Here is a 23,573-nt window from a genome sequence, read left to right as displayed (position 1 = left end):
ACACGCTCGTACGCCATGAGGGGTGGACTCAGACGTGACCGACACCGCAGGCACGGCCTCCGGACGTGGTGCGCTGGGTCCGGAGCTCGGTGCCACCCCTACCGGCGCCGGGCTCATACGTCGGCGTAGGCGCTGGCTGCGTTACACGGCGATCGGTGCCGCGGTCGTGGTGCTCGGTACCGCGGGAGTGGGCTGGGCGGCGTACGAGAAGCTGAACGCGAACATCACGGCGGACAACGACGCGGCGACCGAGCTGGCCCGGTACGAGAAGGAACGGCCCACCGCGCTGGTGCGCGACGCGCAGAACATCCTGCTGATCGGGTCGGACTCGCGGGCCGGGGACGGCAACGCGAAGTACGGGCGGGACTCCGGCACCGAGCGGTCCGACACCACGATCCTGCTGCATCTCGCCGCGAACCGGCGCAGCGCGACCGCCGTCTCGCTCCCCCGCGACCTGATGGTGGACGTGCCCAGCTGCCGCCGCCCGGACGGCACCCGTACCGAGCCGATGTTCGCGATGTTCAACTACGCCTTCCAGGCGGGCGGTTCGGCCTGCACGATCCGTACCGTCGAGAAGCTCACCAACATCCGCGTCGACCATCACATGGTCGTCGACTTCAACGGTTTCAAGGAGATGGTCGACGCGGTCGACGGCGTCCGGGTGTGCCTGAAGGAGCCGATCGACGACAAGGAAGCCCAGCTGAAGCTGCCGGCGGGCAAGGTGACGCTCAACGGCGAACAGGCCCTCGGTTATGTCCGCGCCCGCAAGAGCATCGGCGACGGCAGCGACACCGACCGGATGGACCGTCAGCAGCGCTTCCTCGGCGCACTCGTCAACAAGGTGCGCAGCAACGACGTACTGCTCAATCCCACGAAGCTCTATCCCGTGCTCGACGCGGCCACCTCCTCGCTCACCACGGACCCGGCGCTGGCGAACCTGCGCGGGCTGTACGACCTCGTGCGCGGCATGCGCAACATCCCCACGGAGCGGGTGCAGTTCCTGACGGTGCCCCGGACGTCGTACGTCTACAACGCCAACCGCGACCAGCTCGTGGAACCCGAGGCTGAGAAACTCTTCACGCGGCTGCGTGAAGATGCGGCGATCGCGGTCACAAAGGACCTTCCGGAGGTTTCCGCCACAAACAGCTCGTACGACTCCTCTTTCGGGGAGTCCTACGACGAGTCCGAGGGCGAGTCCGAGGGCGAGTCCGAGGGCGAGTCCTACGAGGACGGAAAACCGGGCGGAAAGGGACCCGCCGGAGTCCCGCGGAGTCCCGATCCGGCGCCGACTTTCCGGGGGAACACGGCGGCCGAGGACGAGTGCGGGTAAAGCCCACGTCAAGGCGGGGAACTGCTGAGCTAAGAACTCTCTGAGAAATAGGGCGGATTGCCCAGTTGTAGGCAGGTGGAATTTGTCACTGCCGTCGCTTGACGCTGAACTGGGCGGATAGTGTGAGCGATCCGGTGCACCCGGCCTTCAGGTCTGTCCTGCGGTCGCGCACTGCTGGACCGACTGACCGAGCGCCTTTTGTAGGGGGAAAAGGCGCCGCGTGGCCCCGACGGAGGACTTAAGCAACCGTGGACGCGCAAGGCCGTGGGCGGGCGGACGATATCGACCCCGCAGACCAGTGGGTACTCAACCCGAACACCGGCGACTACGAACTGCGACTGCGGCCTTCCGCACCGCAATCACCAGTCCCCGGTCCTCGCAGATCGGCCCGTGGCGCGGGGGGCGTCCCAACGGGCTCACGCAGCACGCCGGTCCGCGAACCCGGCGAAGCTCCGGGCCGCGTTCCCGACACCGATGTGCCGGGGCCGCGCAGGCGCCGTGGCGCACCCGCCGAACCGCCTCCAGGGCGTCGGCGGGGGCGTACGAAGCCGAAGAAGTCGAAGGCGAAGAAGATACTGCTGTGGACCGGCGGCACGATGGCCCTCGTGCTGGTCGCCGCCTCCACCGCCGGGTACTTCTACCTCAAGCACCTCGAGGGCAACGTCACCACGACGGACGTCGGCAACGCGGCCTCCAGCAGCTTCAGCAAGGACGAGGCCTTCAACATCCTCATCATCGGTACGGACAAACGCACCGGTGAGGGCAACGAGGAGTACGGCGACTCGGGCAGCGTGGGTCACGCCGACACCACGATCCTGCTGCACGTCTCCAAGGACCGTACGAACGCGACCGCGTTGAGCATTCCGCGCGACCTGATCGTCGACATCCCGGACTGCGAGACGAAACAGTCGGACGGCAGCACCAAGGTCATCCCGGGCACCACCGGCGTCCGCTTCAACACGAGCCTCGGCCAGTCCGGCCGGGACGCGGGCTGCACCATGCGCACGGTCAAGGAAGTCACCGGCATCACGCCCAACCACTTCATGATGGCCGACTTCAACGCGGTCAAGACGCTGACCACCGCGGTGGACGGCGTCGAGGTCTGCCTCGCCAAGGACGTCGACGACGACGACTCCAAACTCAAGCTCTCCGCCGGCAAGCACACGATCGAGGGCGAGACGGCGCTCGCCTTCCTCCGCACCCGGCACAGCTTCGGCAACTCGGGCGACCTCGACCGCATCAAGGTGCAGCAGCAGTTCCTGGCCTCGCTGATGCGCAAGATGTCCTCCAGCGACACCCTCACCAGCCCCAGCAAGCTGCTGAAGCTGGCCGAGGCCGCCACCAAGGCGCTGACGGTGGACACCGGTATCGGCAAGGTCAGCACGCTCAAGGACGTGGCCCTGGAGCTGAAGAAGGTGCCGACGAAGAACATCACCTTCCTCACGACGCCGGTCATCGACAACCCGGCCGAGGAGACCCCGGTGACGGTCGTCGTCTCCCCGACGGATTCTCAGCCGGTCTTCGACATGATCAGGGACGACGTGTCCTTCACCGAGGTGAAGGCGCAGGAGAAGAAGGAGGCCGCCGCGGTGGCCGCCCGGCTCAAGGGCACCCAGTCCGCGGCCGCCGATGTCCGGGTCAACATCTACAACGGCGGCGCCCCCGCCGGCTCCGCACAGGAAACACTTAACTGGCTGCAGAATGATGAGGGCGTGACCAAGTCCAGCCAGCTCGGCAACGCCGAGGAAACGCTCAGCAAGACGACCCTCGAGTACTCACCCGACCAGGCCGATCAGGCGCGCAAGCTGGCGGATCTCATGGGGTTGTCCGGTTCGGCGATGAAGCCTGGCAAGAGCGAGACGAACTCACAGGGTCTGCCCGCGATCGTGCTGACCCTGGGCAAGGACTTCAAGGGCGCGGGGGTCTCCATGACCGCTGCGACAACGGCGCCCTCGACGGTCGAAAAGTCCACGGCGGACAAAACTGTGTGCGCCAGCTGATGACCTAACGGGTCCGTCATGCGTCCAACAGGACGTGAGTGCGTCCGACTTGGGCGCCACAAACGTTCAACTGGACGCGGGACGGGCCCGTTTGTCAGGCGCAGGGTGGGGAGGGGCAGCAAGATGGCGCAAAGTGGTGTGCGCGGGGAGGGAAGACGCTCAAACGGCCGGGGGGCCGGTGAGCTGGGCTGGGACGACAGCCTGTACGACGAGAGCGGTGAGCCCGTCCGGGGGACCGACGGCGATTCCGGTCAGGGCGCCGAGAGCGTTCCCGGCCCGAGGGCCGACGGAGAGCCGGCGGCGGCCCCAGTGGCGGCCGACGGCGATCCTGTTCCGGGAGCCGACGGCCGGACGGCCGAGGACACGATGCCCCTCAAAGCGCAGGGGAGCAGCGGGAGCGGCGGCGGCGCCCGTAAGCACGGGGGCGGGGCGCGCCCGCGCCGCAAACGCCGAATACTGCGCTGGTCGGCGATGGTCCTGGCAGTCCTGATACTTGGCACCGCGGGTGCCGGATATCTCTACTACCAGCACCTGAACGACAACATCCAGAAGGACAAACTGAACATCGGCGACGAGAAGGACCGCGCCGCCAAGTCCGAGGCGAACGCGGCCGGCCAGACCCCGCTGAACATCCTTCTGATCGGCTCGGACGCCCGGGACACCGAGGAGAACCAGGAACTCGGCGGCGCGAAGGAGACCTTCGGCTCCACCCCGCTCGCGGACGTCCAGATGCTGTTGCACCTCTCCGCCGACCGCACCAACATGTCGGTGATCAGCATGCCGCGCGACACCCTCGTGGACATCCCCAAGTGCACGGACCCGGACGACGGCGAGGTGTACGCGGCAACCACCGTTCGCACGTTGACCAACCGGACACTCGGCCGCGGCGGCCCCGGCTGCACGGTGGCCACCTGGGAGAAGCTGACCGACATCCACATCGACCACTTCATGCAGATCGACTTCTCGGGTGTGGTCTCGATGGCGGACGCGATCGGCGGCGTCCCGGTCTGCGTGGACGCCAACGTCGAGTCCAGGGACAGCCAGGGCCACGGCTCCGGGCTGAAGCTGGAAGAGGGCACCACGTACGTCAAGGGTGAGCAGGCCCTGCAGTGGCTGCGTACCCGCTACGGCTTCGAGGACGGCAGCGACCTGGCGCGCGCCAAGGCTCAGCACCAGTACATGAACTCGATGGTCCGCCAGCTGCGCGAGAACGCCACGATCACCAACCCCACGAAACTGCTCAAGCTCGCCAACACGGCCACCAAAGCGCTGATCGTCGACGAGAGCCTGGACGAGGTGGGGAAACTCTACGACCTCGGCAACGAGCTGAAGAAGGTCGAGCCGAAGCGGATCACGATGACCACGATGCCGAACCGGTACGTCGGCGTGCACGTGGAGCCCACGGACGACGCGGCCAAGCTGTTCCGCCTCGTCCGCGAGGACATCGCGCTGGACGGCAAGGACAAGAAGAAGACGACCACGGAGAAGGCCTCCTCGGATCCGGCCGCCGCGGACGACAAGATCGGCGTGGCCGTGCTGAACGGCACCCGGACGTCCACGCTGGGCCCGGTCAGCGGGCGGGCGAGCGATGTGAGCGAGCTGCTGGTCGGCAAGGGCTTCACCCAGGCCTCGGCGGAACAGACGGAAGCGACGGCCGAGGACAAGACGCTGATCAAGTACCCGAGCGCCGACCTGGAGGGTGACGCCCAGCGGGTCGCCAAGGCCCTGGGGATTCCGACGAGTTCGGTGGAGAAGTCGACGAACGTCTCGGGCGTCACGCTCGTGGTCGGCGCCGACTGGCGCGAGGGCACGACGTACAAGGCCGAGGTGGAGGACAACACGATTCCGGACACGGCGGAGGCGCTCAACGGCGCCAACGACGAGGCCTGCATGCACGTGAACCCGAACTACACCTGGTCGTAAGCGAGTTGGGCCCCTCTCCATGCCGAGAGGGGCCCAACTCGTGCACCTACAACCTCAGTTGGAGCTGAGCACCGCCGGACGCCGCGACGCGATGACCTTCTTCGCGAGCGCCTTCGGGCTGGTGAGGAAGCCCCAGCCCCACGACATGTGCATCGTCGCGAGGGCGAGGGGAATCTGGAGCCGCGCCTTCAGCGGCAGCCCCTTGCCCGCGGGCAGCGACCCGAGCGCGATGGCCGCGAGATAGCCGCCGGGGATCACGAACCCCCAGGGGGTCAGCGCCGCGCCCACCACGACACCCAGCGTGATCGCGCAGACGGCGGTCGGCGGGGCGAGGTAGCGCAGGTTGATGGAGCCCTCGTGGAAGCGGGCGACGACATGGCGCCAGCGCCCGTAGTCCTTGTACTGCCTGGCGAGGGCGCGCATGGAGGGCCTCGGGCGGTACGACACCCGCAGCTCGGGCGAGAACCAGATGAGGCCGCCCGCCTCCCTGATCCGGAAGTTCAGCTCCCAGTCCTGGGCGCGGATGAACTCCTCGTTGTAGCCGCCCTGTTGCTCAAGGGCCTCACGCCGGAAGACACCGAGGTACACGGTATCGGCGGGCCCGGCCTCGCCTCCCGTGTGGAAGGCCGCGTTCCCCACGCCGATCTTCGAGGTCATCGCGGCGGCGACCGCGTGCTCCCAGTCGTTCTCACCCTCGGCGTGCATGACCCCGCCGACGTTCTGCGCGCCGGTCTCCGCGAGGAGGCGTACGGCGGTCGCGATGTAGTTGGGCGAGAGCATGCCGTGCCCGTCGACGCGTACGACGATGGGGTGGCTGGACGCCTTGATCGCCGCGTTCAGCGCGGCGGGCGTGCGACCGGCCGGGTTCGGCACGGTGTGCACGCGCGGATCCTCGCCCGCGAGCTCGGCGGCGATCTCCTCCGTACGGTCCGAGGACGGGGCGATGGCGAGCACCACCTCCATCTCGCCGTCGTACTCCTGCGCCAGGATCGCTTGGACGGACCCGCGCAGGTGCCGCTCCTCGTCGAGGACGGGCATGATCACAGAAACGGCGGGGGACCGCACGTCAGACTTCTCGCTCATCGGTCGCCACGTTACCGCGAATGGGGGACACGGTCGCGCGCCGCCCTCTCTCCGCCCCGGGCCGCAGATCGTATGGGCCTACGGTGCTCACGGATCCCACGGCCGGCCTTCGCGGAGGTGCCCCCTTGCCCACGCCGCCCCGCTCCCCCGCACGCCCTCCACGCCGACCGGGGTCTTCCCCCGCCCGGCGGCCGCCCGTACGGCGCAAGAAGCCACGCTGGGCCATGCGGGCGGTGACGACGCTCTCGGTGGTGGTGCTCGCCGCGGCGGGCATCGGGCACGCGGTGGTCACCAGCCTGGACGCGGACATCGCCCGGGTCGACCCCTTCAAGGACATGAAGAACCGTCCCGAGGCGGGCCACGGCATGAACGTGCTGCTGGTCGGCACCGACGGCCGGGACAAGATCACGGAAGCGGAGCGGCGCAAGTACCGGCTGGGCGGCGCGCCCTGCCACTGCACCGACACGATCATGATCGTGCACATCTCGGAGGACCGGGAGCGGGCCAGCGTCGTGAGCCTGCCGCGCGACTCGTACGCCGAGACGCCCGCGCACACCGACCAGATCACCGGCAAGAAGCACGGCTCGCACCCCATCAAGATCAACGCGGCGTACGCCGAGGGCGGTCCGCAGCTGACCGTGCGCACGGTCGAGAGCATGACCCGGGTGAAGATCGACCACTACCTGGAGGTCGACTTCACCAGCTTCATGAAGACCGTCGACGAGCTCGGCGGTGTCGAGATCTGCACGACGAAGCCCCTCAAGGACTCGTACACCGGGCTCGACCTCACGGCGGGCTCGCACCGGCTGAACGGCGGGCAGGCACTCCAGTACGTCCGCTCCCGCCATGCCGACGGTTCCTCCGACCTCGGCCGGATGCAGCGCCAGCAGCGTTTCCTGGCGGCGCTGATCGCACGGGCCACCTCGTCCGGGGTGCTGCTGAACCCGATGAAGTTCCGTGACGTCACCCGGGCCGTGCTCGGCTCGGTCCGCGCGGACAAGGGGTTCGGCACGGACGAACTGCTCGACCTCGGGCGGGCGATGCGCGACTTCTCGCCCTCCTCGTCCGAGTTCACGACCGTGCCGATCGGGCAGATGGGATACGCCGTGAAGGGCGTCGGCTCGACGCTCAAGTGGGACCCGGTCAAGTCGAAGAAGCTCTTCCAGGCCCTGCGCGACGACCGGCCGCTCGCGGCGCACAAGCCCCGCAGCAACGCCCTGCGCGTCGATGTGGCCCCGCAGCAGATCCGCGTCCAGGTCGAGAACGGGACGCCCACGGCGGGCCTCGGCATGCGGGTCGACAGCGCGCTCGCCGCCACCGGGTTCCGTACGACCCGGCAGCCCGTCACCGCACAGGACCGCACCCTCCGCCGCACGATCGTCTCGTACGACCCCCGCTGGGACCGCTCCGCGAAGTCCCTCGCGGCCGCCCTGCCCGGCTGCGAACTGCGCGCGGTCAAGGGGCGGGGGCCGCTCCTGAAGGTGACCGCTGGGGCGGACTTCAAGGGGGTGCGGAAGGTGCGGGCGGACGATCCGTATCAGGGGGAGTTCGGGGTGACTACGGGGGATCAGGTGATTTGTCCGTAACGGTCACCGTCACCGTCGCCGTCACCGTGAGTGCCGTTACTCGTCCAGACCCTCCGCCGCGCGCTTCTCACGCAGGTCCATGATCGCGCGGCGCCTGGCCAGTCGGTGGGTGCGGCGGATCTGGGCCTCCTGGTACCGGCGTTCGTCGCGCTCGGTCTCCGGGAGGACCGGCGGCACCGGTCGCGGCTTGCCGTCGGCGTCGACCGCGGCGAAGACGAGGTAGGCCGAGCCGACCTGCTGGGGTGGCGTGGACTCGTTCCACCGCTCGGCCAGGACGCGGACGCCGACCTCCATGGACGTACGACCGGTCCAGTTCACCTGGGCCTTCACATGGACCAGGTCGCCCACGCGGACGGGTTCCAGGAAGGCCATCTCGTCCATGGAGGCGGTGACGGCGGGCCCGCCGGAGTGCCGTCCGGCCACCGCGCCCGCCGCGTCGTCCACGAGCTTCATGATCACTCCACCGTGCACCGTTCCCAGAAGGTTGGTGTCGTTGTGGCTCATGATGTGGCTGAGGGTGGTCCGGGACGCTGAGGTGGGCTTGCCCGGAATATCGGATTCCGGGGTGGGGGCCTGGTCTGTCATGGCGTCCACCTTATGCGGGGGTCACACAAGGGTTGCTTTGCATCAGGTCTGCAACAGGCATGGCATGAATCTCCTCACTCTCTTGTATGGCGCACAGTGCGGCACTGCACACTGGTCCGCATGAACGATTGGCCCGACGAGAACCGCAACGACCGGTACGGACGCGGCAGCGCCGGCGCGCAGCCCGAGAGCGCGCGCGTCATGCGGCAGGTCCGCCGTGGCCAACCGGGCCCCGGTCCGTCCGCGCCGCCGTACGGCGGGGTGCCCCAGCAGCCGACGTACGTCGACGGGCAGGGGTACGACGACCAGTACGGCAACGGCTACAACTCGGGCCAGGTCTACGGCACGCCGAACGGCGGCGGACCGCAGGGACCGGGCGGGCCGGGCGGCGGACGGGGTCCGCGCCGCGCGCCGAACTGGGGCCGCCGGATCAAGTGGACCGCCATCACGCTGGTCACACTGCTCGTCGTGGTCTCCGTCAGCACGTACTTCTGGGCCGACTCCAAGCTCAACCGTGACGTGGATCTCTCGAAGGTCATCGACCGCCCCGACGCGGGCGAGGGCACGAACTACCTGATCGTCGGTTCCGACAGCCGCGCCGGCATGACCGCCGAGGAGAAGAAGGCGCTGCACACCGGATCCGCCGAGGGCAAGCGCACGGACTCGATGATGATCCTGCACACCGGCGACAACGGCTCCACGCTGATCTCGCTGCCGCGTGACTCCGACGTCGAGATCCCGACCTTCGTGGGCTCCGAGTCCGGCAAGACGTACAAGGGCACGGGCCGGCACGTGAAGCTGAACGCGGCGTACGCGGAGGACGGGCCCGAACTGCTCGTGCGTACCGTCGAGTTCAACACCGGGCTGCACATCGACCACTACGTGGAGATCGGCTTCGCGGGCTTCGCGGACATCGTCGACTCGGTCGGCGGCGTGGAGATCGAGATCCCCAAGGGCGGCATGAAGGACACCAAGTCCGGCGCCGACTTCGAGGCGGGCAAGCAGACCCTCAACGGCGAGCAGGCCCTCGCGTTCGTCCGTACCCGCTACGCGCTCGCGGGCAGCGACCTCGACCGTACGAAGAACCAGCAGAAGTTCCTCTCGGCGCTGGCCAACCAGGTCGCGACGCCGGGCACCGTCCTGAACCCGTTCAAGCTCTACCCGACCATGGGCGCGGGCCTCGACAGTCTCATCGTCGACAAGGACATGGGCCTGTTCGACCTCGCCGACATGTTCTGGGCCATGAAGAGCGTGAGCGGCGGCGACGGCACGTCGATGAACATGCCGATCTCCGGCTCCACCGGCGGCAACCTCGTCTGGGACGAGGCCAAGGTCAAGACGCTGGTGAACGAGCTGAAGAACGACGAGAAGGTGACGGTCACGGGCGACTGAGCCGGGCGTTCCGGGCGACTGAGCCAGGAAACGAGTGAAGGGCACCCATCGGGTGCCCTTCACTCGTTTCAGACGGAGGTCACATCGAGGCGCACTACATCGCGCGGCACATCTCGGCGGCGCGGCGACAGGACTCCGCGCAGCGCATCATCTGGGGGTCGTCCGGCATCGTCATACACGCCTCGGCACACATGTCGCAGGCCTTGGCGCACATGACGCACATCTCGGCCGACATGGGTGAGCGGCGCATCATCATGTCGGCGCACATGCGAGTCATCTCGGAGCAGTCCATGAGCGCGCGCATGACCTGCATCTGGGCCTGGCCGCCCATCTGCATGCAGGAGCTCATGGTCTCCTCGCACACGGCGTGGCAGGACATGCAGGCCTCGACGCAGTCCTGCATCGCCTTGCTCATCGCGGTCATGTTTCCGGTCTGGGTCATGACTTCTCCCGGGGGTGGGGGCCCCTGAGCGGGGTCCCGTGCCCTTCCGTCGTACGCCGTCCCGGCCGACCTCGCCATCGGACGGCAGGCGGAAGAGGGGCTCGGGGAGGCCCCTCCCCCGCATCCGCCTTTACGGCAGGTTGCGGGCCATCACGATGCGCTGGACCTGGTTCGTGCCCTCGTAGATCTGGGTGATCTTGGCGTCGCGCATCATGCGCTCGACCGGGTAGTCGCGGGTGTAGCCGTAGCCGCCCAGGAGCTGGACGGCGTCCGTCGTGACCTCCATGGCCACGTCCGAGGCGAAGCACTTCGCCGCGGCGCCCTGGAAGGTGAGGTCCTTGTCGCCGCGCTGGGACTTCGCCGCTGCCGCGTACGTGAGCTGGCGGGCGGCCTCGATCTTCATGGCCATGTCGGCGAGCATGAACTGGATGCCCTGGAACTCGGCGATCGCCTTGCCGAACTGCTTGCGCTCCTGGACGTAGCCCTTGGCGTAGTCCAGCGCGCCCTGGGCGATGCCGAGGGCCTGGGCGGCGATCGTGATGCGGGTGTGGTCCAGGGTCTTCATGGCGGTGGCGAAGCCGGTGCCCTCTTCGCCGATCATGCGGTCGGCGGGGATGCGGACGTTGTCGAGGTAGACCTCGCGGGTCGGGGAGCCCTTGATGCCGAGCTTCTTCTCCGGGGCGCCGAAGGAGACGCCCTCGTCCGACTTCTCGACCACGAAGGCGCTGATGCCCTTGCTGCGCTTCGTCGGGTCGGTGACCGCCATCACCGTGTAGTACTCGGACTCGCCCGCGTTGGTGATCCAGCGCTTCACGCCGTTGAGGACGTAGAAGTCGCCGTCGCGGACCGCCTTCGTCTTCATGCCCGCCGCGTCGGAGCCCGCGTCCGGCTCGGAGAGGGCGTACGAGAACATCGCGTCGCCCTTGGCGAGCGGGCCCAGGTACTTCTTCTTGAGGTCCTCGGAGCCGGAGAGGATCACGGGGAGCGAGCCCAGCTTGTTCACCGCCGGGATCAGCGAGGAGGACGCGCAGACGCGGGCCACTTCCTCGATCACGATCACCGTGGCAAGGGCGTCCGCGCCCGCGCCGCCGTACGACTCGGGTACGTGCACGGCGTGCAGGTCGGAGGCGACCAGGGCGTCCAGGGCCTCCTGCGGGAAACGGGCTTCCTCGTCCACCGCGGCCGCGAACGGCGCGATCTTCGCCTCAGCCAGCGAACGGATCGCGTCACGGAGCATGTCGTGCTCCTCGGACGGGCGGTACAGGTCGAAATCAGCCGATCCGGCCAAGGTCTCTCACGCTCCAAGGATGCTGTGACGATGGTGCTAACTACCGTTAAGTAACCCAAATTTTAGGGGCCTGCTCACCACAGGGATACGTGAGCTTGGCGACAGAGGGAAAGTTGCCCGTTGAGGGGCCGTCGCATGCCCCGGTTATGCTCGGGCGCGCACCCCGCCGTACACCTCAGGAGTACACCCATGGCCCTCAAGATCACCGTGATCGGCACCGGGTATCTCGGCGCCACCCACGCCGCGGCCATGGCCGAGCTCGGCTTCGAGGTCCTCGGGCTCGATGTGGTCCCCGAGAAGATCGAGATGCTCAAGCGGGGCGAGGTCCCGATGTACGAGCCGGGTCTCGAGGAGCTGCTGCGCAAGCATGTCGCGGGGATCGAGGGGTCCAGCGGGCGGCTGCGCTTCACCATGGACTGGGCCGAGGTCGGGGAGTTCGGCGACGTCCACTTCGTCTGCGTGAACACGCCGCAGAAGCACGGCGAGTACGCGTGTGACATGTCGTACGTCGATGCCGCCTTCGAGTCGCTCGCCCCGCACCTGCACGGCCCCGCCCTCGTGGTCGGCAAGTCCACCGTGCCCGTCGGCTCCGCGGACCGCCTGGCCGCCCGGCTCGTGGAGCTCGCGCCCGCCGGTGAGGACGCGGAGCTGGCCTGGAACCCGGAGTTCCTGCGCGAGGGCTTCGCCGTGAACGACACGCTGCACCCCGACCGCATCGTGGTGGGCGTACGCAGTGAGCGGGCGGAGAAGCTGCTGCGCGAGGTGTACGCGACGCCGGTCACCGCCGGATCGCCGTTCGTGGTGACCGACTTCCCGACGGCCGAGCTGGTGAAGACCTCCGCGAACTCCTTCCTCGCGACCAAGATCTCCTTCATCAACGCCATGGCCGAGGTGTGCGAGGCCGCCGACGGCGATGTCGTCAAGCTGGCCGAGGCCATCGGGCACGACGAGCGGATCGGGAAGAAGTTCCTGCGGGCCGGGATCGGGTTCGGGGGCGGCTGTCTGCCGAAGGACATCCGCGCCTTCATGGCCCGTGCCGGTGAGCTGGGTGCCGACCAGGCGCTGACCTTCCTGCGCGAGATCGACTCGATCAACATGCGCCAGCGCGGGCAGATGGTGGAGCTGGCGCGGGAGGCGCTCGGTGGCGGGTCGTTCCTGGGGAAGCGGGTCGCCGTGCTCGGTGCCGCCTTCAAGCCCGACTCGGACGACGTCCGGGACTCGCCCGCGCTGAACGTCGCCGGGCAGATCCACCTCCAGGGCGGCCAGGTCACGGTGTACGACCCGAAGGGCATGGCCAACGCGCGCCGGCTCTTCCCGACGCTCGCGTACGCCGACTCCGCCATAGAGGCCGTGCGCGGCGCCGATGTCGTACTGCACCTGACCGAGTGGCGCGAGTTCCGCGAGCTGGACCCGGCGGTGCTTGGCGAGGCCGTGACGACGCGGCTGATCCTCGACGGGCGCAACGCGCTCGACCCGGAGGTGTGGCGGCGGGCCGGGTGGACGTACCGCGCGATGGGGCGGCCGACGGCCTGAGACTCCGGCCCACCGACTGAGGCTGTCGGGTGACGCCGATCCGGCCGAGGCTCAGTCGGCCGGATCGGCGTCGTCGCACATTCTCCACCGTCCTGCCGCCTGGTGTGGCCGGACGGGCTACTTGGCCCGGTACCTGCGCATCTTCGCGCGTGCCCCGCAGACCGACATCGAGCACCAGCGGCCGCGTCCGGCCGGGGAGCGGTCGTAGTAGGCCCAGTGGCAGTCGACGGCCTCGCAGGCCTTCAGTCGGGTCCAGGTGCCCTCGACGAGGGCCTGGGCGACGGCCGCCGCCACCCGCGAGAGCAGCGGGCCCTCGTCCGCCGGGGCGAGGGCCGCCGAGCCGTCGCCCGCGTCGACCGTGACCACCAGGTGCGCCCGCGCGAGCAGCTCGCCCAGCGGGGTCACCGTGCCGTGCGGCGGGTGGCCCGCGTGGGCGAGCAGGGCCGCGCGCAGGGATTCACGCAGCTCGCGGGCCTGTTCCAGCCCGCCCTGGGGGACGCCGAACCGCGCCCGGCCCTCCGCCCCGTCCAGCGAGTCGGCGCCCGTCTCGATGTCCAGCGTGTTCACCAGGGACTGGACCAGGGCCAGGCCTCCGGGTGCGGGCGATCTGTCATTCACGCTTGCGACGTTACCTCCAATGCGGGAGCATGCAGTAACCGTTACCTCTTAATGAGATCTACGGGTAACTCGACGCTTCCTGGGAGGAAGTCATGGCTCTCGCCGAATTCGGCGTCGTCGTCCTGGACTGTCCCGACCCCCGCGCTCTCGCCGGGTTCTACGCCGAGGTGCTCGGCGGCACGGTCGAGGGCGAGGGGGACTGGATCGACCTGAAGCTGCCCGGCGGGCGGTCGCTGGCGTTCCAGGCCGCCCCCGGACACGTACCGCCGAAGTGGCCCGCGGGCGAGGCCTCGCAGCAGTTCCATCTGGACCTGACCGTGGCCGACCTGGACGCGGCCGAGAAGGGCGTGCTGGCGCTCGGGGCGCGGACACTCGACGCGGAGGACCGGTCGCGCGGGTGGCGTGTGTACGCCGATCCGGCGGGGCACCCGTTCTGCCTCTGCGCATGCTGAGCCCGAAGGAGATTGCTGTGGAGCCTGTCGTACGTATGCGGTCCGTCGTACTCGACTGCCCCGACCCCCGCGCGCTCGCCGCGTTCTACGCGGGGGTGCTGGGCGGCACCCCCTGGGGCGAGGACGACGAGTGGGTCGTCCTGCAGATCCCGGACGGGCCACGGCTCGCGTTCCAGCGGGCCCCGGGGTTCGTCCCGCCCGAGTGGCCGCGCGCCGACCTCAACTCGCAGCAGTTCCATCTCGACTTCGACGCCGGAAGCACCTGGGAGGCCCTCGAAGCCGCCCAGGAGGCGGTGCTCGCGCTCGGCGCCCGGCTGTTGCACCAGGAGGACAAGGAGGACTTCCGGGTGTACGCCGATCCGGCGGGGCATCCGTTCTGCCTCTGCCGGATCGACCCGGCGTAGCTATCCGTCCAGCTCCGCGATCTTCGCCGACGAGGGTTCGCGGCGCTGCCGGGCCGCGCGGGCGGTGAAGTCCGCGCTGCGCAGCACGCGTTGGACGTTGCCCCAGGTGAGCAGGGCGAGGTCGGTCTCGGACCAGCCGCGGGTGAGGAGTTCGGCGATCAGGTGCGGGTAGCAGGAGGCGTCGGCGAGGTCCTGGGGGTGCGCGGTTCCGGAGTCGTAGGTCCCCGAGAGGCCGACGGACTCCGGGCCTGCGAGGGCGCGGACGTGGTCGAGGTGGTCGGCGACGTCCCGTACGGAGGGGCCCGTCTGCTCGGCGGTGAGCGGGACGAGGCACAGGCCCTTGGCGGCGCCGAGTTCGGCGAGGACGCCGTCGGGGAGGTTGGCCGGGTGGGGGCGCAGGGCGCGGGCCGCGGAGCGGGTGAACAGGACCGGGGCCTTGGACGCGGCCATCGCGCGGGCGATCGTGGCGTCCGAGGTGCCGGAGAGGTCGGCGAGCACGCCGAGCCGGTTCATCTCGCGGAGCACCTCCTCGCCGAACCGGGTCAGGCCCGCCTCGCTCGCCCAGGAAGCGCCGGAGAGGGTGAGGACGCGCAGGCCGAGCGCGTGCATGGAGCGCAGGATGCCCATCGAGTCGCCGAGCGCGCCGGCTCCGGCGGGGCCGAGTACCACGGCGACGCGGCCGCAGTGCTGGGCGTCGGTGACGTCCGCCGCGTTGCGGGTCATGCGCAGACCCTCGGGGTGGGCCTGGACCACCGTATGCACCAGGTCGAGCTGCTCCAGGGTGGCTCCGACTGCACGGTCCCCGGCGAGCCCCTCGGGCAGGTGCAGCGACCAGAACAGGGCGCCCACATGCCCTTCCCGCATCCGCGGCACATCCGTGTCCACCGCGCTCTCCCCCAGCTCCAGGTCGAACCAGGGCAGGTGGCGCAGCGCCCAGGGCAGACCGCTGTAGCCGTCGGCGACGGGGTGGCCGGCGAGGAAGGCGTGGGCCCGCTCCAGCGGGTCGCCCGAGGGCTCGGGCTCGGGTGCCGTCTCGAGGTCACTGGTGTCGAGCGGCAGCGGCTCGGGCTCCGGCCAGGCAGCCGGCCGGTCCAGCTTGCCCACCTCAGCGGTCGTGTGCAGTTCGTCCTGCAGGTCTGCCATGACAGGGCTCCGTTGGGTGGACGGTGATCGCAGTACCACCACCGTTCCACGGAGGCCGGGGCGCTTCCTGGTGGGTGGGGCGTTTGGGGGTACGCCCCACCCACCGGGCACGCTCCGGAGGTGTCAGCAGTCCAGTTGCTGCAGCGTCGCGTTCGACGGTCCCCGCCGCGCCTGGAGGTCGCGGGCGACGTCCTCGGCCGCGCCCAGCACCCGTACCGCGTTCTGCCAGGTCAGCTTGGCCAGGTCGGCCTTGGACCAGCCGCGGTCCAGCAGCTCCGCGATGAGGTTCGGGTAGCCGGACACGTCGTGCAGGCCGTCCGGGGTGAACGCCGTGCCGTCGTAGTCGCCGCCGATGCCGAGGTGGTCGATCCCGGCGACCTCGCGCATGTGGTCCAGGTGGTCCGCCACCGTCGACACCGTGGCGACGGGGCGCGGGTTGGACTCCTCGAAGACGCGGTGGACCTTCATGCCCTCGGGGGTCGTGTCGAGGTGGTGGAAGCCGTTGGCGCGCATGTTCTCGTCGGCCGCGGCCGTCCAGTCGACCGCCGCCTGGAGGACGAACTTCGGTACGAACGTCACCATCGCCACTCCCCCGTTGGCGGGCAGCCGCTCCAGGACGTCGTCCGGGATGTTGCGCGGGTGGTCGCACACCGCGCGGGAGGAGGAGTGGGAGAAGATCACCGGCGCGGCGGTCGTGTCGAGCGCGTCGCGCATGGTGGTGGCGGCCACGTGGGAGAGGTCCACGAGCATGCCCTCGCGGTTCATCTCCCGTACGACCTCACGGCCGAAGGACGACAGGCCGCCGACGGCGGGGTGGTCCGTCGCCGAGTCCGCCCAGGCGATGTTGTCGTTGTGGGTGAGGGTCATGTAGCGGACGCCGAGCGCGTACAACCCCCGCAGTGTGGCGAGGGAGTTGTCGATCGAGTGGCCGCCCTCCGCGCCCATCAGCGAGGCGATACGGCCCTCCGCTCGCGCCGCCTCCATGTCGGCGGCGGTCAGCGCGGCGCGCAGGACGGACGGGTGCCGGTCGATCAACTGCCGTACGCAGTCGATCTGTTCGAGCGTCGCGGTGACCGCTCCCGGCAGGTCCGAGCGGACGTACACCGACCAGAACTGGGCGCCGACCCCGCCCTCGCGCAGCCGCGCCAGGTCCGTGTGCAGGTGCGCGCTCTGGTCGGTGGCGATGTCGCGGGCGTCGAGGTCGTAGCGGACCTGTTCGCGCAGCGCCCAGGGGAGGTCGTTGTGACCGTCGACGACAGGGAACTCGGCGAGCAGTTCGCGGGCCTGCGCGAGCGAGGCGGAGGTCATCGGCGTCACTTCCCGAAGCCGAAGCCGCTGCCCGCGCCCTCGACCTTGGTGCGCAGCCGCTTGCCCTTCTCGGTGGCCTGCTCGTTCAGCTCCTGCTGGAACTCCCGCATCCGGGCGAGGAGTTCCTCGTCGTGCGCGGCGAGCATCCGGGCGGCAAGGAGGCCCGCGTTGCGCGCGCCTGCGACGGAGACGGTCGCGACCGGGACACCGGCCGGCATCTGCACGATGGAGAGCAGGCTGTCCATGCCGTCGAGGTACTTCAGCGGGACCGGGACGCCGATCACCGGCAGCGGCGTCACGGACGCCAGCATGCCGGGCAGGTGGGCTGCGCCGCCCGCGCCCGCGATGATCGCCTTGAGCCCGCGGTCGGCGGCCTGCTCGCCGTACGCGATCATCTCGCGCGGCATGCGGTGCGCGGAGACGACATCCACCTCGTACGGGATCTCGAACTCGTCGAGGGCCTGTGCGGCGGCCTCCATGACGGGCCAGTCGGAGTCGGATCCCATGACGATGCCCACCAGAGGTGCGACGGGGTTGCCTGGTGCAGCGGGTTCAACGCGGTCGGTCATTCGGTGATCGTGCCTCTCAGATATCCGGCTGCGTGCCGGGCGCGCTCCAGTACGTCGTCCAGGTCGTCGCCGTAGGTGTTGACGTGGCCCACCTTGCGGCCGGGCTTCACGTCCTTGCCGTACATGTGGATCTTCAGCTGGGGGTCGCGGGCCATGCAGTGCAGGTACGCGGAGTACATGTCGGGGTAGTCGCCGCCCAGGACGTTGGCCATGACCGTCCACTTGGCGCGGGGGCGCGGGTCGCCGAGCGGGAGGTCGAGGACGGCCCGTACGTGGTTGGCGAACTGGGAGGTGATCGCGCCGTCCTGGGTCCAGTGGCCCGAGTTGTGCGGGCGCATGGCCAGTTCGTTGACGAGGATGCGGCCGTCGCGCGTCTCGAAGAGCTCCACGGCGAGGTGGCCGACGACTCCGAGTTCCTTGGCGATGCGCAGGGCCAGCTCGCCGGCCTGGAGGGCCAGCTCCTCCGCGATACCGGGGGCCGGGGCGATCACCGTGTCGCAGACGCCGTCGACCTGCTGGGACTCGACGACGGGGTAGGCGACGGCCTGGCCGTGCGGCGAGCGGACGACGTTCGCCGCGAGTTCGCGCACGAAGTCGACCTTCTCCTCGGCGAGGACGGGGACTCCGGCGCGGAAGGGGTCGGCCGCTTCTTCGAGGGAGCGGACGAACCAGACCCCCTTGCCGTCGTAGCCGCCGCGGACGGTTTTCAGGATCACCGGGAAACCGTCGCCCTCGGCCGCGAAGGCGGCGACGTCGTCGACGTCGCTCACGATCCGGTGCCGCGGGCACGGCACGCCGAGTTCGTCGAGCTTCGCGCGCATCACGCCCTTGTCCTGGGCGTGCACGAGTGCGTCGGGCCCTGGGCGGACGGGGATGCCGTCCGCCTCCAGGGCACGCAGGTGCTCGGTGGGTACGTGTTCGTGATCGAAGGTGATCACGTCGCAGCCCCGCGCGAACTCACGCAGCGTGTCGAGGTCGCGATAGTCGCCGATGACGACATCGCTGACGACCTGCGCCGCGGAATCCTGAGGGGTGTCACTGAGGAGCTTGAACTTGATGCCGAGCGGGATGCCCGCCTCGTGTGTCATACGAGCGAGCTGCCCCCCGCCGACCATGCCGACTACCGGGAACGTCACGCTCCAAGAGTATCGGCCACGCCACGGCGGCCGGTTTCCGCACCGGTATGCCGGTGTCTCCACGTCGACAAGCCGGTAATTCCGCATCGAGATGCCCACGGTGGCGGCCATTTTTCTTACCTGTGAGTCTGTACACACAGGCGATGCCGAGGACCGCTGGTTAGCATGGCTGAGTTGATATATCCGACTGACGGCAACCTACGGGGGCTGGCGACACCATGGGCAGTGGTTCTTCGGGGCTCCATACCGAGCAGCCTCGCGGCGCGGTCCGCCGTCGTTTCGACCGGCTCTTCCGAGAGGTCGTCAAGTTCGGCGCGGTCGGCGGGGTGGGGCTGCTCGTCAACCTGCTCGTGTTCAACCTGGTGCGCCACGGGACCGGTCTGCAGGTCGTCCGGGCCAGTGTCATCGCCACCGTCGTGGCCATCATCTTCAACTACGTCGGGTTCCGCTACTTCACGTACCGTGACCGGGACAAGGGCGGCCGCACCAAGGAACTGACGCTGTTCCTGCTGTTCAGCGCGGTGGGACTGGTGATCGAGAACGGCGTGCTCTACATGGCGACGTACGGCTTCGGCTGGGACAGCCCGCTGCAGAGCAACGTCTTCAAGTTCCTGGGCATCGGCGTCGCGACCCTGTTCCGCTTCTGGTCGTACCGCACCTGGGTGTTCCGTACGCTGCCCGCGCGGGAGGCGGTGGCCAGTGCGGAATCGTTCCTCGAAGCCGAGCCCGGGCCCGAGCAGCGCCCCAGGCCCGCACAGCACGTGAGCTGAGCCCTACCGCTACCTGACCGTCGGCTCCGGCTCCTCGCCCGTCGGCGGCTTCTTCAAGGGCGTACGGGACAGGAACAGGCCGAACACCGGCGGCTTCACCTGGAGCATCTCCAGACGGCCCCCGTCGGCCTCCGCGAGGTCACGGGCGACGGCGAGGCCGATCCCCGTGGAGTTGCGGCCGCTGATCGTGCGCTCGAAGATGCGGGCGCCGAGGTCCGGGGGAACGCCGGGGCCCTCGTCGGTGACCTCGACGACGGCCTGGTTGCCGGTGACGCGGGTGCGCAGGGCGACGGTGCCGCCGCCGTGCATCAGGGAGTTCTCGATGAGCGCGGCAAGGACCTGGGCGACCGCGCCCGGGGTGCCCACGGCCCGCAGATGCCGCTTGCCCGAGCTGACGATGGCGCGGCCCGCACTGCGGTAGGCCGGGCGCCACTCCTCCAGCTGCTGCTTGATGACCTCGTCGAGGTCGAAGGAGACTGCTGAGCCGGTGCGCGGATCGCGGGCGTTGGTGAGCAGCCGCTCCACGACGTCCGTGAGCCGCTCGACCTGCGTCAGCGCGATCGTCGCCTCCTCCTTCACCGTGTCCGGGTCGTCGGTGAGGGTGATCTCCTCCAGGCGCATGGAGAGGGCCGTGAGGGGCGTACGGAGCTGGTGGGAGGCGTCGGCGGCGAGCCGGCGCTCCGCCGTGAGCATCCGTGCGATGCGCTCCGCGCTGGCGTCCAGGACGTCCGCGACGCGGTCCAGCTCCGGGACGCCGTACCGCTTGTGGCGCGGGCGGGGGTCGCCGGAGCCGAGCCGTTCCGCGGTCTCCGCGAGGTCGGTGAGCGGGGAGGCGAGGCGGTTGGCCTGGCGTACGGCGAGGAGGACGGCGGCGATGATGGCGAGCAGGGCGACCGCCGCGATGATCAGCAGCGTACGGCCGATTTCCTTCGTCACGGACGAGCGCGGCTCCAGGACGGTGACCGTCTCGCCCTCCTCGCCCTTGGACGTGTAGTGGGTGACCTCACCGCTGGGCTTGGTCCCGATCTCGATCGGCTCCCGGCCCGGGATCCTGATCACGGCGTACCGCTCGTCCGTGACCTGGTTCTTCAGGATCTCCGCGGTGATGTCCTCATGGCCGATGATCCGGCTGTCCACGATGCTCGCGAGTCGGAGCGCCTCGGACTCCACCCTCTCCTGGGCGCTGCTGCCGATCGTCCGCGTCTCGACGATCACGAGGGAGACGCCGAAGACGGCGATCACTACGAGCACCACGGCGAGGGTGGACTGGATGAGACGGCGACGCACGGTGCCCTCCGGGCGGGTTGCTTGGAGCCTGGCGGGAGGGCTCCGTCAGCTCTTCTCGAAGCGGAATCCGACGCCTCGTACCGTCGCGATGTAGCGGGGGTTCGCCGCGTCGTCGCCGAGCTTCTTGCGGAGCCAGGAGATGTGCATGTCGAGGGTCTTGGTGGAGGACCACCAGGTGGTGTCCCAGACCTCGCGCATGAGCTGGTCGCGGGTGACGACGCGTCCGGCGTCCCGGACGAGGACCCGCAGGAGGTCGAACTCCTTGGCGGTGAGCTGGAGTTCCTCGTCGCCCATCCAGGCGCGGTGCGACTCGACGTCGATGCGCACCCCGTGCGTGGCCGGCGGCTGCTGGGGCTCGGCGGCACCGCGCCGCAGCAGGGCCCGTACGCGGGCGAGCAGTTCGGCGAGCCGGAACGGCTTGGTGACGTAGTCGTCGGCGCCCGCGTCGAGGCCGACGACGGTGTCCACCTCGTCGGCGCGCGCGGTCAGGATCAGGATGGGGACGGTGTGCCCCTCGGCACGCAGCCGGCGGGCCACTTCCAGGCCGTCCATACCGGGCAGGCCCAGGTCCAGGACGCACAGGTCGATGCCGCCCTGGATGCCGGCGTCGAGCGCGGTGGGTCCGTCTTCGCGCACCTCGACCTCGTAGCCCTCCCGGCGCAGGGCACGGGCCAGTGGCTCCGAGATGGACGCGTCGTCCTCGGCGAGCAGTACACGGGTCATGGGGTGATGGTAGTCCGCCGCGGACGACACTCGCGGGGTGATCGGCATCCGTGATTCTTACCTACGGCCCTGGAGATACCGACCTGCGACTGCGAGGGGCGATCTTGATAAACACCTTCGAATAGGTTCCTGTGGTTCCATTACCGCCTGTGATCCATCTCTCAAGTCCTTCCATATGCGGCATTGACATGTCGTATGGTGACCAGACGCCTGTAGCACTGCAGGGACCTTTGGCGGGCATTTGACGCTGAAGGTCTCTTTTATGTGCGGGCTGGTATTCGCCAGCCTTGAAAGGAATGACCTGTGGCCGGGCCCGAGCGCGTCAAAGCGCGCGGGCGTGGATCCCGGTGGTCGGCCTCCGCCGCTTCGCAATCCGGAGCGGACTCCCCGTGGGCGTGGGGACGGACGGCCGGAACCCGCCGGTGCCGGCCGCCCCCACCGGGCGCGCAACCCCACTTCCGCGCGTCCCGACCAGCAAGGAACGACCATGGCGTCCAGCCTGACGAAGGGTTCGGCAAACCCGGGCACCCCCGGTTTCGAACGCACCTTCTTCGGCCACCCCCGGGGACTGGCCACTCTCTTCATGACCGAGATGTGGGAGCGTTTCTCCTACTACGGCATGAGGGCTCTGCTCCCGCTGTACCTGGTCGCACCGGGTGGCCTGCACCTGAGCGTGGCCACCGCGACCGCGATCTACTCCGTCTACGTGTCGATGGTGTACCTGCTCGCCCTGCCCGGCGGCTGGTTCGGCGACCGGGTCTGGGGTCCCCGCAAGACCGTCGCCGTCGCCGGCGGAATCATCATGCTCGGCCACCTGACGCTGGCGCTGCCGTCGTCGGGCACCTTCTACGCCGGTCTCGGCCTGGTCGCGATCGGCTCGGGTCTGCTGAAGGCCAACATCTCCACGATGGTCGGCCACCTCTACGACGGCCCGGACGACCCGCGCCGCGACGGTGGCTTCACGGTCTTCTACATGGGCATCAACCTCGGCGCCTTCGCCGCGCCGCTGATCATCGGCACCATCGGTGAGAACGTCAACTGGCACCTGGGCTTCGCGCTCGCCGCGCTCGGCATGGCGCTCGGCCTCGGCCAGTTCCTGATCGGCAGCCGCAACCTCGCCGAGCGCTCCACCATCGTGCCGACGCCGCTCTCCGCCGCGGAGAAGTCCTCGACGCTGCGCAAGGCCGCGATCTGGGCGGGCATCGCCGTCGTCTTCTACGCGATCGTCGGCACCACCGGCCACTACACGCTGAACTGGGTCCTGGTTCCGCTGACCCTGCTCGGCGTGATCATCCCGATCATGGTCCTGGTGCGGATCAAGCGCGACAAGGACCTGGACCGCGCCGAGCAGTCGAAGATGTCCGGCTACATCTGGTTCTTCGTCGCCGCGGCCGTGTTCTGGATGATCTACGACCAGGGCGGTTCGACGCTGTCGATCTTCGCCGACGGCTCGGCGCAGAACACCGTCTTCGGCTGGGAGTTCCCGGTCTCCTGGTACCAGTCGGTGAACCCGGTGCTGATCATGGCGCTCGCGCCGGTCTTCGCCTGGTTCTGGCTGGCGCTCAACAAGCGCGGCAAGGAGCCGAGCACCATCGTGAAGTTCGCGTCCGGACTCGTGCTGGTCGGTGCGTCGTTCTTCCTCTTCCTGGCTCCGCTGTCCATCGCCGAGGGCGGTCACAAGGCCGCCGCGATGTGGCTGGTCGCGATCTACTTCGTGCAGACCGTCGGTGAGCTGCTGCTCTCCCCGGTCGGCCTCTCCGTCACCACGAAGATGGCGCCCGCGAAGTACGCCTCCCAGATGATGGGCGTCTGGTTCCTGGCCGTCACCGCCGGTGACGCCACGACCGGTCTGCTCTCCATCGCCGGGGTCGACCTGAACAAGATGGGCATCGTCGCCCTGGAGGCCACGCTCGCCGTGGTCGCCGGTGTCGCGGTGTGGATGTACCGCAACAAGGTCAAGGAACTCATGGGCAACGTCCGCTGACGTACGCCTGAGGCTTC

General features: G+C 69.2%; 21 protein-coding genes. 10 read left to right on the top strand and 11 right to left on the bottom strand.

The window, feature by feature from the left end; translation table 11 throughout:
* The first annotated feature begins 34 nt into the window (after positions 1-34).
* From OG246_RS13560 to OG246_RS13550, 3 genes are all read left to right on the top strand, one after another.
* Positions 35-1,330 carry an LCP family protein gene (locus OG246_RS13560; protein ID WP_266460644.1) on the top strand — a complete coding sequence of 432 codons (1,296 nt, stop codon included), beginning with the start codon at positions 35-37 and terminating at the stop codon, positions 1,328-1,330.
* A gap of 248 nt (positions 1,331-1,578) precedes the next feature.
* Positions 1,579-3,330: an LCP family protein gene (locus OG246_RS13555; RefSeq protein WP_266460638.1), complete on the top strand. Its 1,752-nt coding sequence runs from the start codon at positions 1,579-1,581 to the stop codon at positions 3,328-3,330.
* A gap of 123 nt (positions 3,331-3,453) precedes the next feature.
* Positions 3,454-5,253 carry an LCP family protein gene (locus OG246_RS13550; RefSeq protein WP_266460635.1) on the top strand — a complete coding sequence of 600 codons (1,800 nt, stop codon included), beginning with the start codon at positions 3,454-3,456 and terminating at the stop codon, positions 5,251-5,253.
* 54 nt (positions 5,254-5,307) lie between these two features.
* Here the strand turns inward: OG246_RS13550 and OG246_RS13545 are convergent, their stop codons facing one another.
* Positions 5,308-6,336, bottom strand: coding sequence for a glycosyltransferase family 2 protein (locus tag OG246_RS13545; RefSeq protein ID WP_266460632.1), 1,029 nt, complete (start codon positions 6,334-6,336; stop codon positions 5,308-5,310).
* 125 nt (positions 6,337-6,461) lie between these two features.
* Between OG246_RS13545 and OG246_RS13540 the strand changes: the two genes are divergently transcribed.
* Positions 6,462-7,922, top strand: a complete 1,461-nt coding sequence (locus tag OG246_RS13540; protein ID WP_266460629.1) for an LCP family protein — start codon at positions 6,462-6,464, stop codon at positions 7,920-7,922.
* A 36-nt stretch (positions 7,923-7,958) separates the two neighbouring features.
* Here the strand turns inward: OG246_RS13540 and OG246_RS13535 are convergent, their stop codons facing one another.
* A complete protein-coding gene (locus OG246_RS13535) occupies positions 7,959-8,507 on the bottom strand; it encodes an acyl-CoA thioesterase (protein ID WP_266460627.1) in 549 nt (182 codons plus the stop codon).
* Between the two features lie 120 nt (positions 8,508-8,627).
* Between OG246_RS13535 and OG246_RS13530 the strand changes: the two genes are divergently transcribed.
* Positions 8,628-9,899, top strand: a complete 1,272-nt coding sequence (locus tag OG246_RS13530; protein WP_266460625.1) for an LCP family protein — start codon at positions 8,628-8,630, stop codon at positions 9,897-9,899.
* 94 nt (positions 9,900-9,993) lie between these two features.
* Here OG246_RS13530 and OG246_RS13525 read toward each other — a convergent pair whose 3' ends face one another.
* Together OG246_RS13525 and OG246_RS13520 are read right to left on the bottom strand one after the other, a co-directional pair.
* On the bottom strand, positions 9,994-10,341 hold the full coding sequence (locus tag OG246_RS13525; RefSeq protein WP_266460623.1) for a four-helix bundle copper-binding protein: 348 nt from the start codon (positions 10,339-10,341) through the stop codon (positions 9,994-9,996).
* A 130-nt stretch (positions 10,342-10,471) separates the two neighbouring features.
* The gene (locus tag OG246_RS13520; RefSeq protein ID WP_266460620.1) at positions 10,472-11,629 is read right to left on the bottom strand and encodes an acyl-CoA dehydrogenase family protein; all 1,158 of its coding nucleotides are present in this window, start codon (positions 11,627-11,629) and stop codon (positions 10,472-10,474) included.
* 189 nt (positions 11,630-11,818) lie between these two features.
* On the opposite strand from OG246_RS13520, the gene OG246_RS13515 reads away from it, so the two are divergent.
* Positions 11,819-13,162, top strand: coding sequence for a UDP-glucose/GDP-mannose dehydrogenase family protein (locus OG246_RS13515; protein ID WP_266460617.1), 1,344 nt, complete (start codon positions 11,819-11,821; stop codon positions 13,160-13,162).
* Positions 13,163-13,279: 117 nt separating this feature from the next.
* On the opposite strand, the gene OG246_RS13510 is transcribed toward OG246_RS13515, so the two are convergent.
* Entirely contained in the window at positions 13,280-13,780 is a 501-nt protein-coding gene (locus tag OG246_RS13510) for a CGNR zinc finger domain-containing protein (RefSeq protein ID WP_266460610.1), read from the bottom strand.
* Between the two features lie 92 nt (positions 13,781-13,872).
* Between OG246_RS13510 and OG246_RS13505 the strand changes: the two genes are divergently transcribed.
* Both OG246_RS13505 and OG246_RS13500 read left to right on the top strand, forming a co-directional pair.
* A complete protein-coding gene (locus OG246_RS13505; RefSeq protein ID WP_266460600.1) occupies positions 13,873-14,232 on the top strand; it encodes a VOC family protein in 360 nt (119 codons plus the stop codon).
* Positions 14,233-14,249: 17 nt separating this feature from the next.
* The gene (locus tag OG246_RS13500; protein WP_266460597.1) at positions 14,250-14,636 is read left to right on the top strand and encodes a VOC family protein; all 387 of its coding nucleotides are present in this window, start codon (positions 14,250-14,252) and stop codon (positions 14,634-14,636) included.
* On the opposite strand, the gene OG246_RS13495 is transcribed toward OG246_RS13500, so the two are convergent.
* The 4 genes from OG246_RS13495 to OG246_RS13480 form a co-directional block, all read right to left on the bottom strand.
* Positions 14,637-15,779, bottom strand: a complete 1,143-nt coding sequence (locus OG246_RS13495; protein ID WP_266460594.1) for a dipeptidase — start codon at positions 15,777-15,779, stop codon at positions 14,637-14,639.
* A gap of 123 nt (positions 15,780-15,902) precedes the next feature.
* The gene (locus OG246_RS13490) at positions 15,903-17,087 is read right to left on the bottom strand and encodes a dipeptidase (protein WP_266460592.1); all 1,185 of its coding nucleotides are present in this window, start codon (positions 17,085-17,087) and stop codon (positions 15,903-15,905) included.
* 5 nt (positions 17,088-17,092) lie between these two features.
* Complete coding sequence (gene purE, locus OG246_RS13485) at positions 17,093-17,656, bottom strand: 5-(carboxyamino)imidazole ribonucleotide mutase (protein ID WP_266460589.1); 564 nt, start codon at positions 17,654-17,656, stop codon at positions 17,093-17,095.
* Positions 17,653-18,792: a 5-(carboxyamino)imidazole ribonucleotide synthase gene (locus tag OG246_RS13480; protein WP_266460587.1), complete on the bottom strand. Its 1,140-nt coding sequence runs from the start codon at positions 18,790-18,792 to the stop codon at positions 17,653-17,655. The genes purE and OG246_RS13480 overlap by 4 nt, the downstream gene beginning before the upstream one ends.
* 218 nt (positions 18,793-19,010) lie before the next feature.
* Here OG246_RS13480 and OG246_RS13475 point away from each other — a divergent pair, with 218 nt between their 5' ends.
* Positions 19,011-19,562, top strand: a complete 552-nt coding sequence (locus tag OG246_RS13475; RefSeq protein ID WP_266460584.1) for a GtrA family protein — start codon at positions 19,011-19,013, stop codon at positions 19,560-19,562.
* A 9-nt stretch (positions 19,563-19,571) separates the two neighbouring features.
* Here OG246_RS13475 and OG246_RS13470 read toward each other — a convergent pair whose 3' ends face one another.
* Both OG246_RS13470 and OG246_RS13465 read right to left on the bottom strand, forming a co-directional pair.
* Positions 19,572-20,849 (bottom strand): ATP-binding protein, encoded by a 1,278-nt coding sequence (locus OG246_RS13470; RefSeq protein ID WP_266460582.1) that lies wholly within the window; start codon positions 20,847-20,849, stop codon positions 19,572-19,574.
* Between the two features lie 45 nt (positions 20,850-20,894).
* Positions 20,895-21,572, bottom strand: coding sequence for a response regulator transcription factor (locus OG246_RS13465; protein WP_037748267.1), 678 nt, complete (start codon positions 21,570-21,572; stop codon positions 20,895-20,897).
* Between the two features lie 487 nt (positions 21,573-22,059).
* Here OG246_RS13465 and OG246_RS13460 point away from each other — a divergent pair, with 487 nt between their 5' ends.
* Entirely contained in the window at positions 22,060-23,556 is a 1,497-nt protein-coding gene (locus tag OG246_RS13460; protein WP_266460574.1) for an oligopeptide:H+ symporter, read from the top strand.
* Positions 23,557-23,573: the final 17 nt, after the last annotated feature.

The sequence above is a fragment of the Streptomyces sp. NBC_00620 genome (assembly GCF_026341825.1).
Lineage (GTDB): Bacteria > Actinomycetota > Actinomycetes > Streptomycetales > Streptomycetaceae > Streptomyces.
Note: the sequence above shows the minus strand (reverse complement) of the source record. Positions and strands in the feature narration are given on the sequence as shown.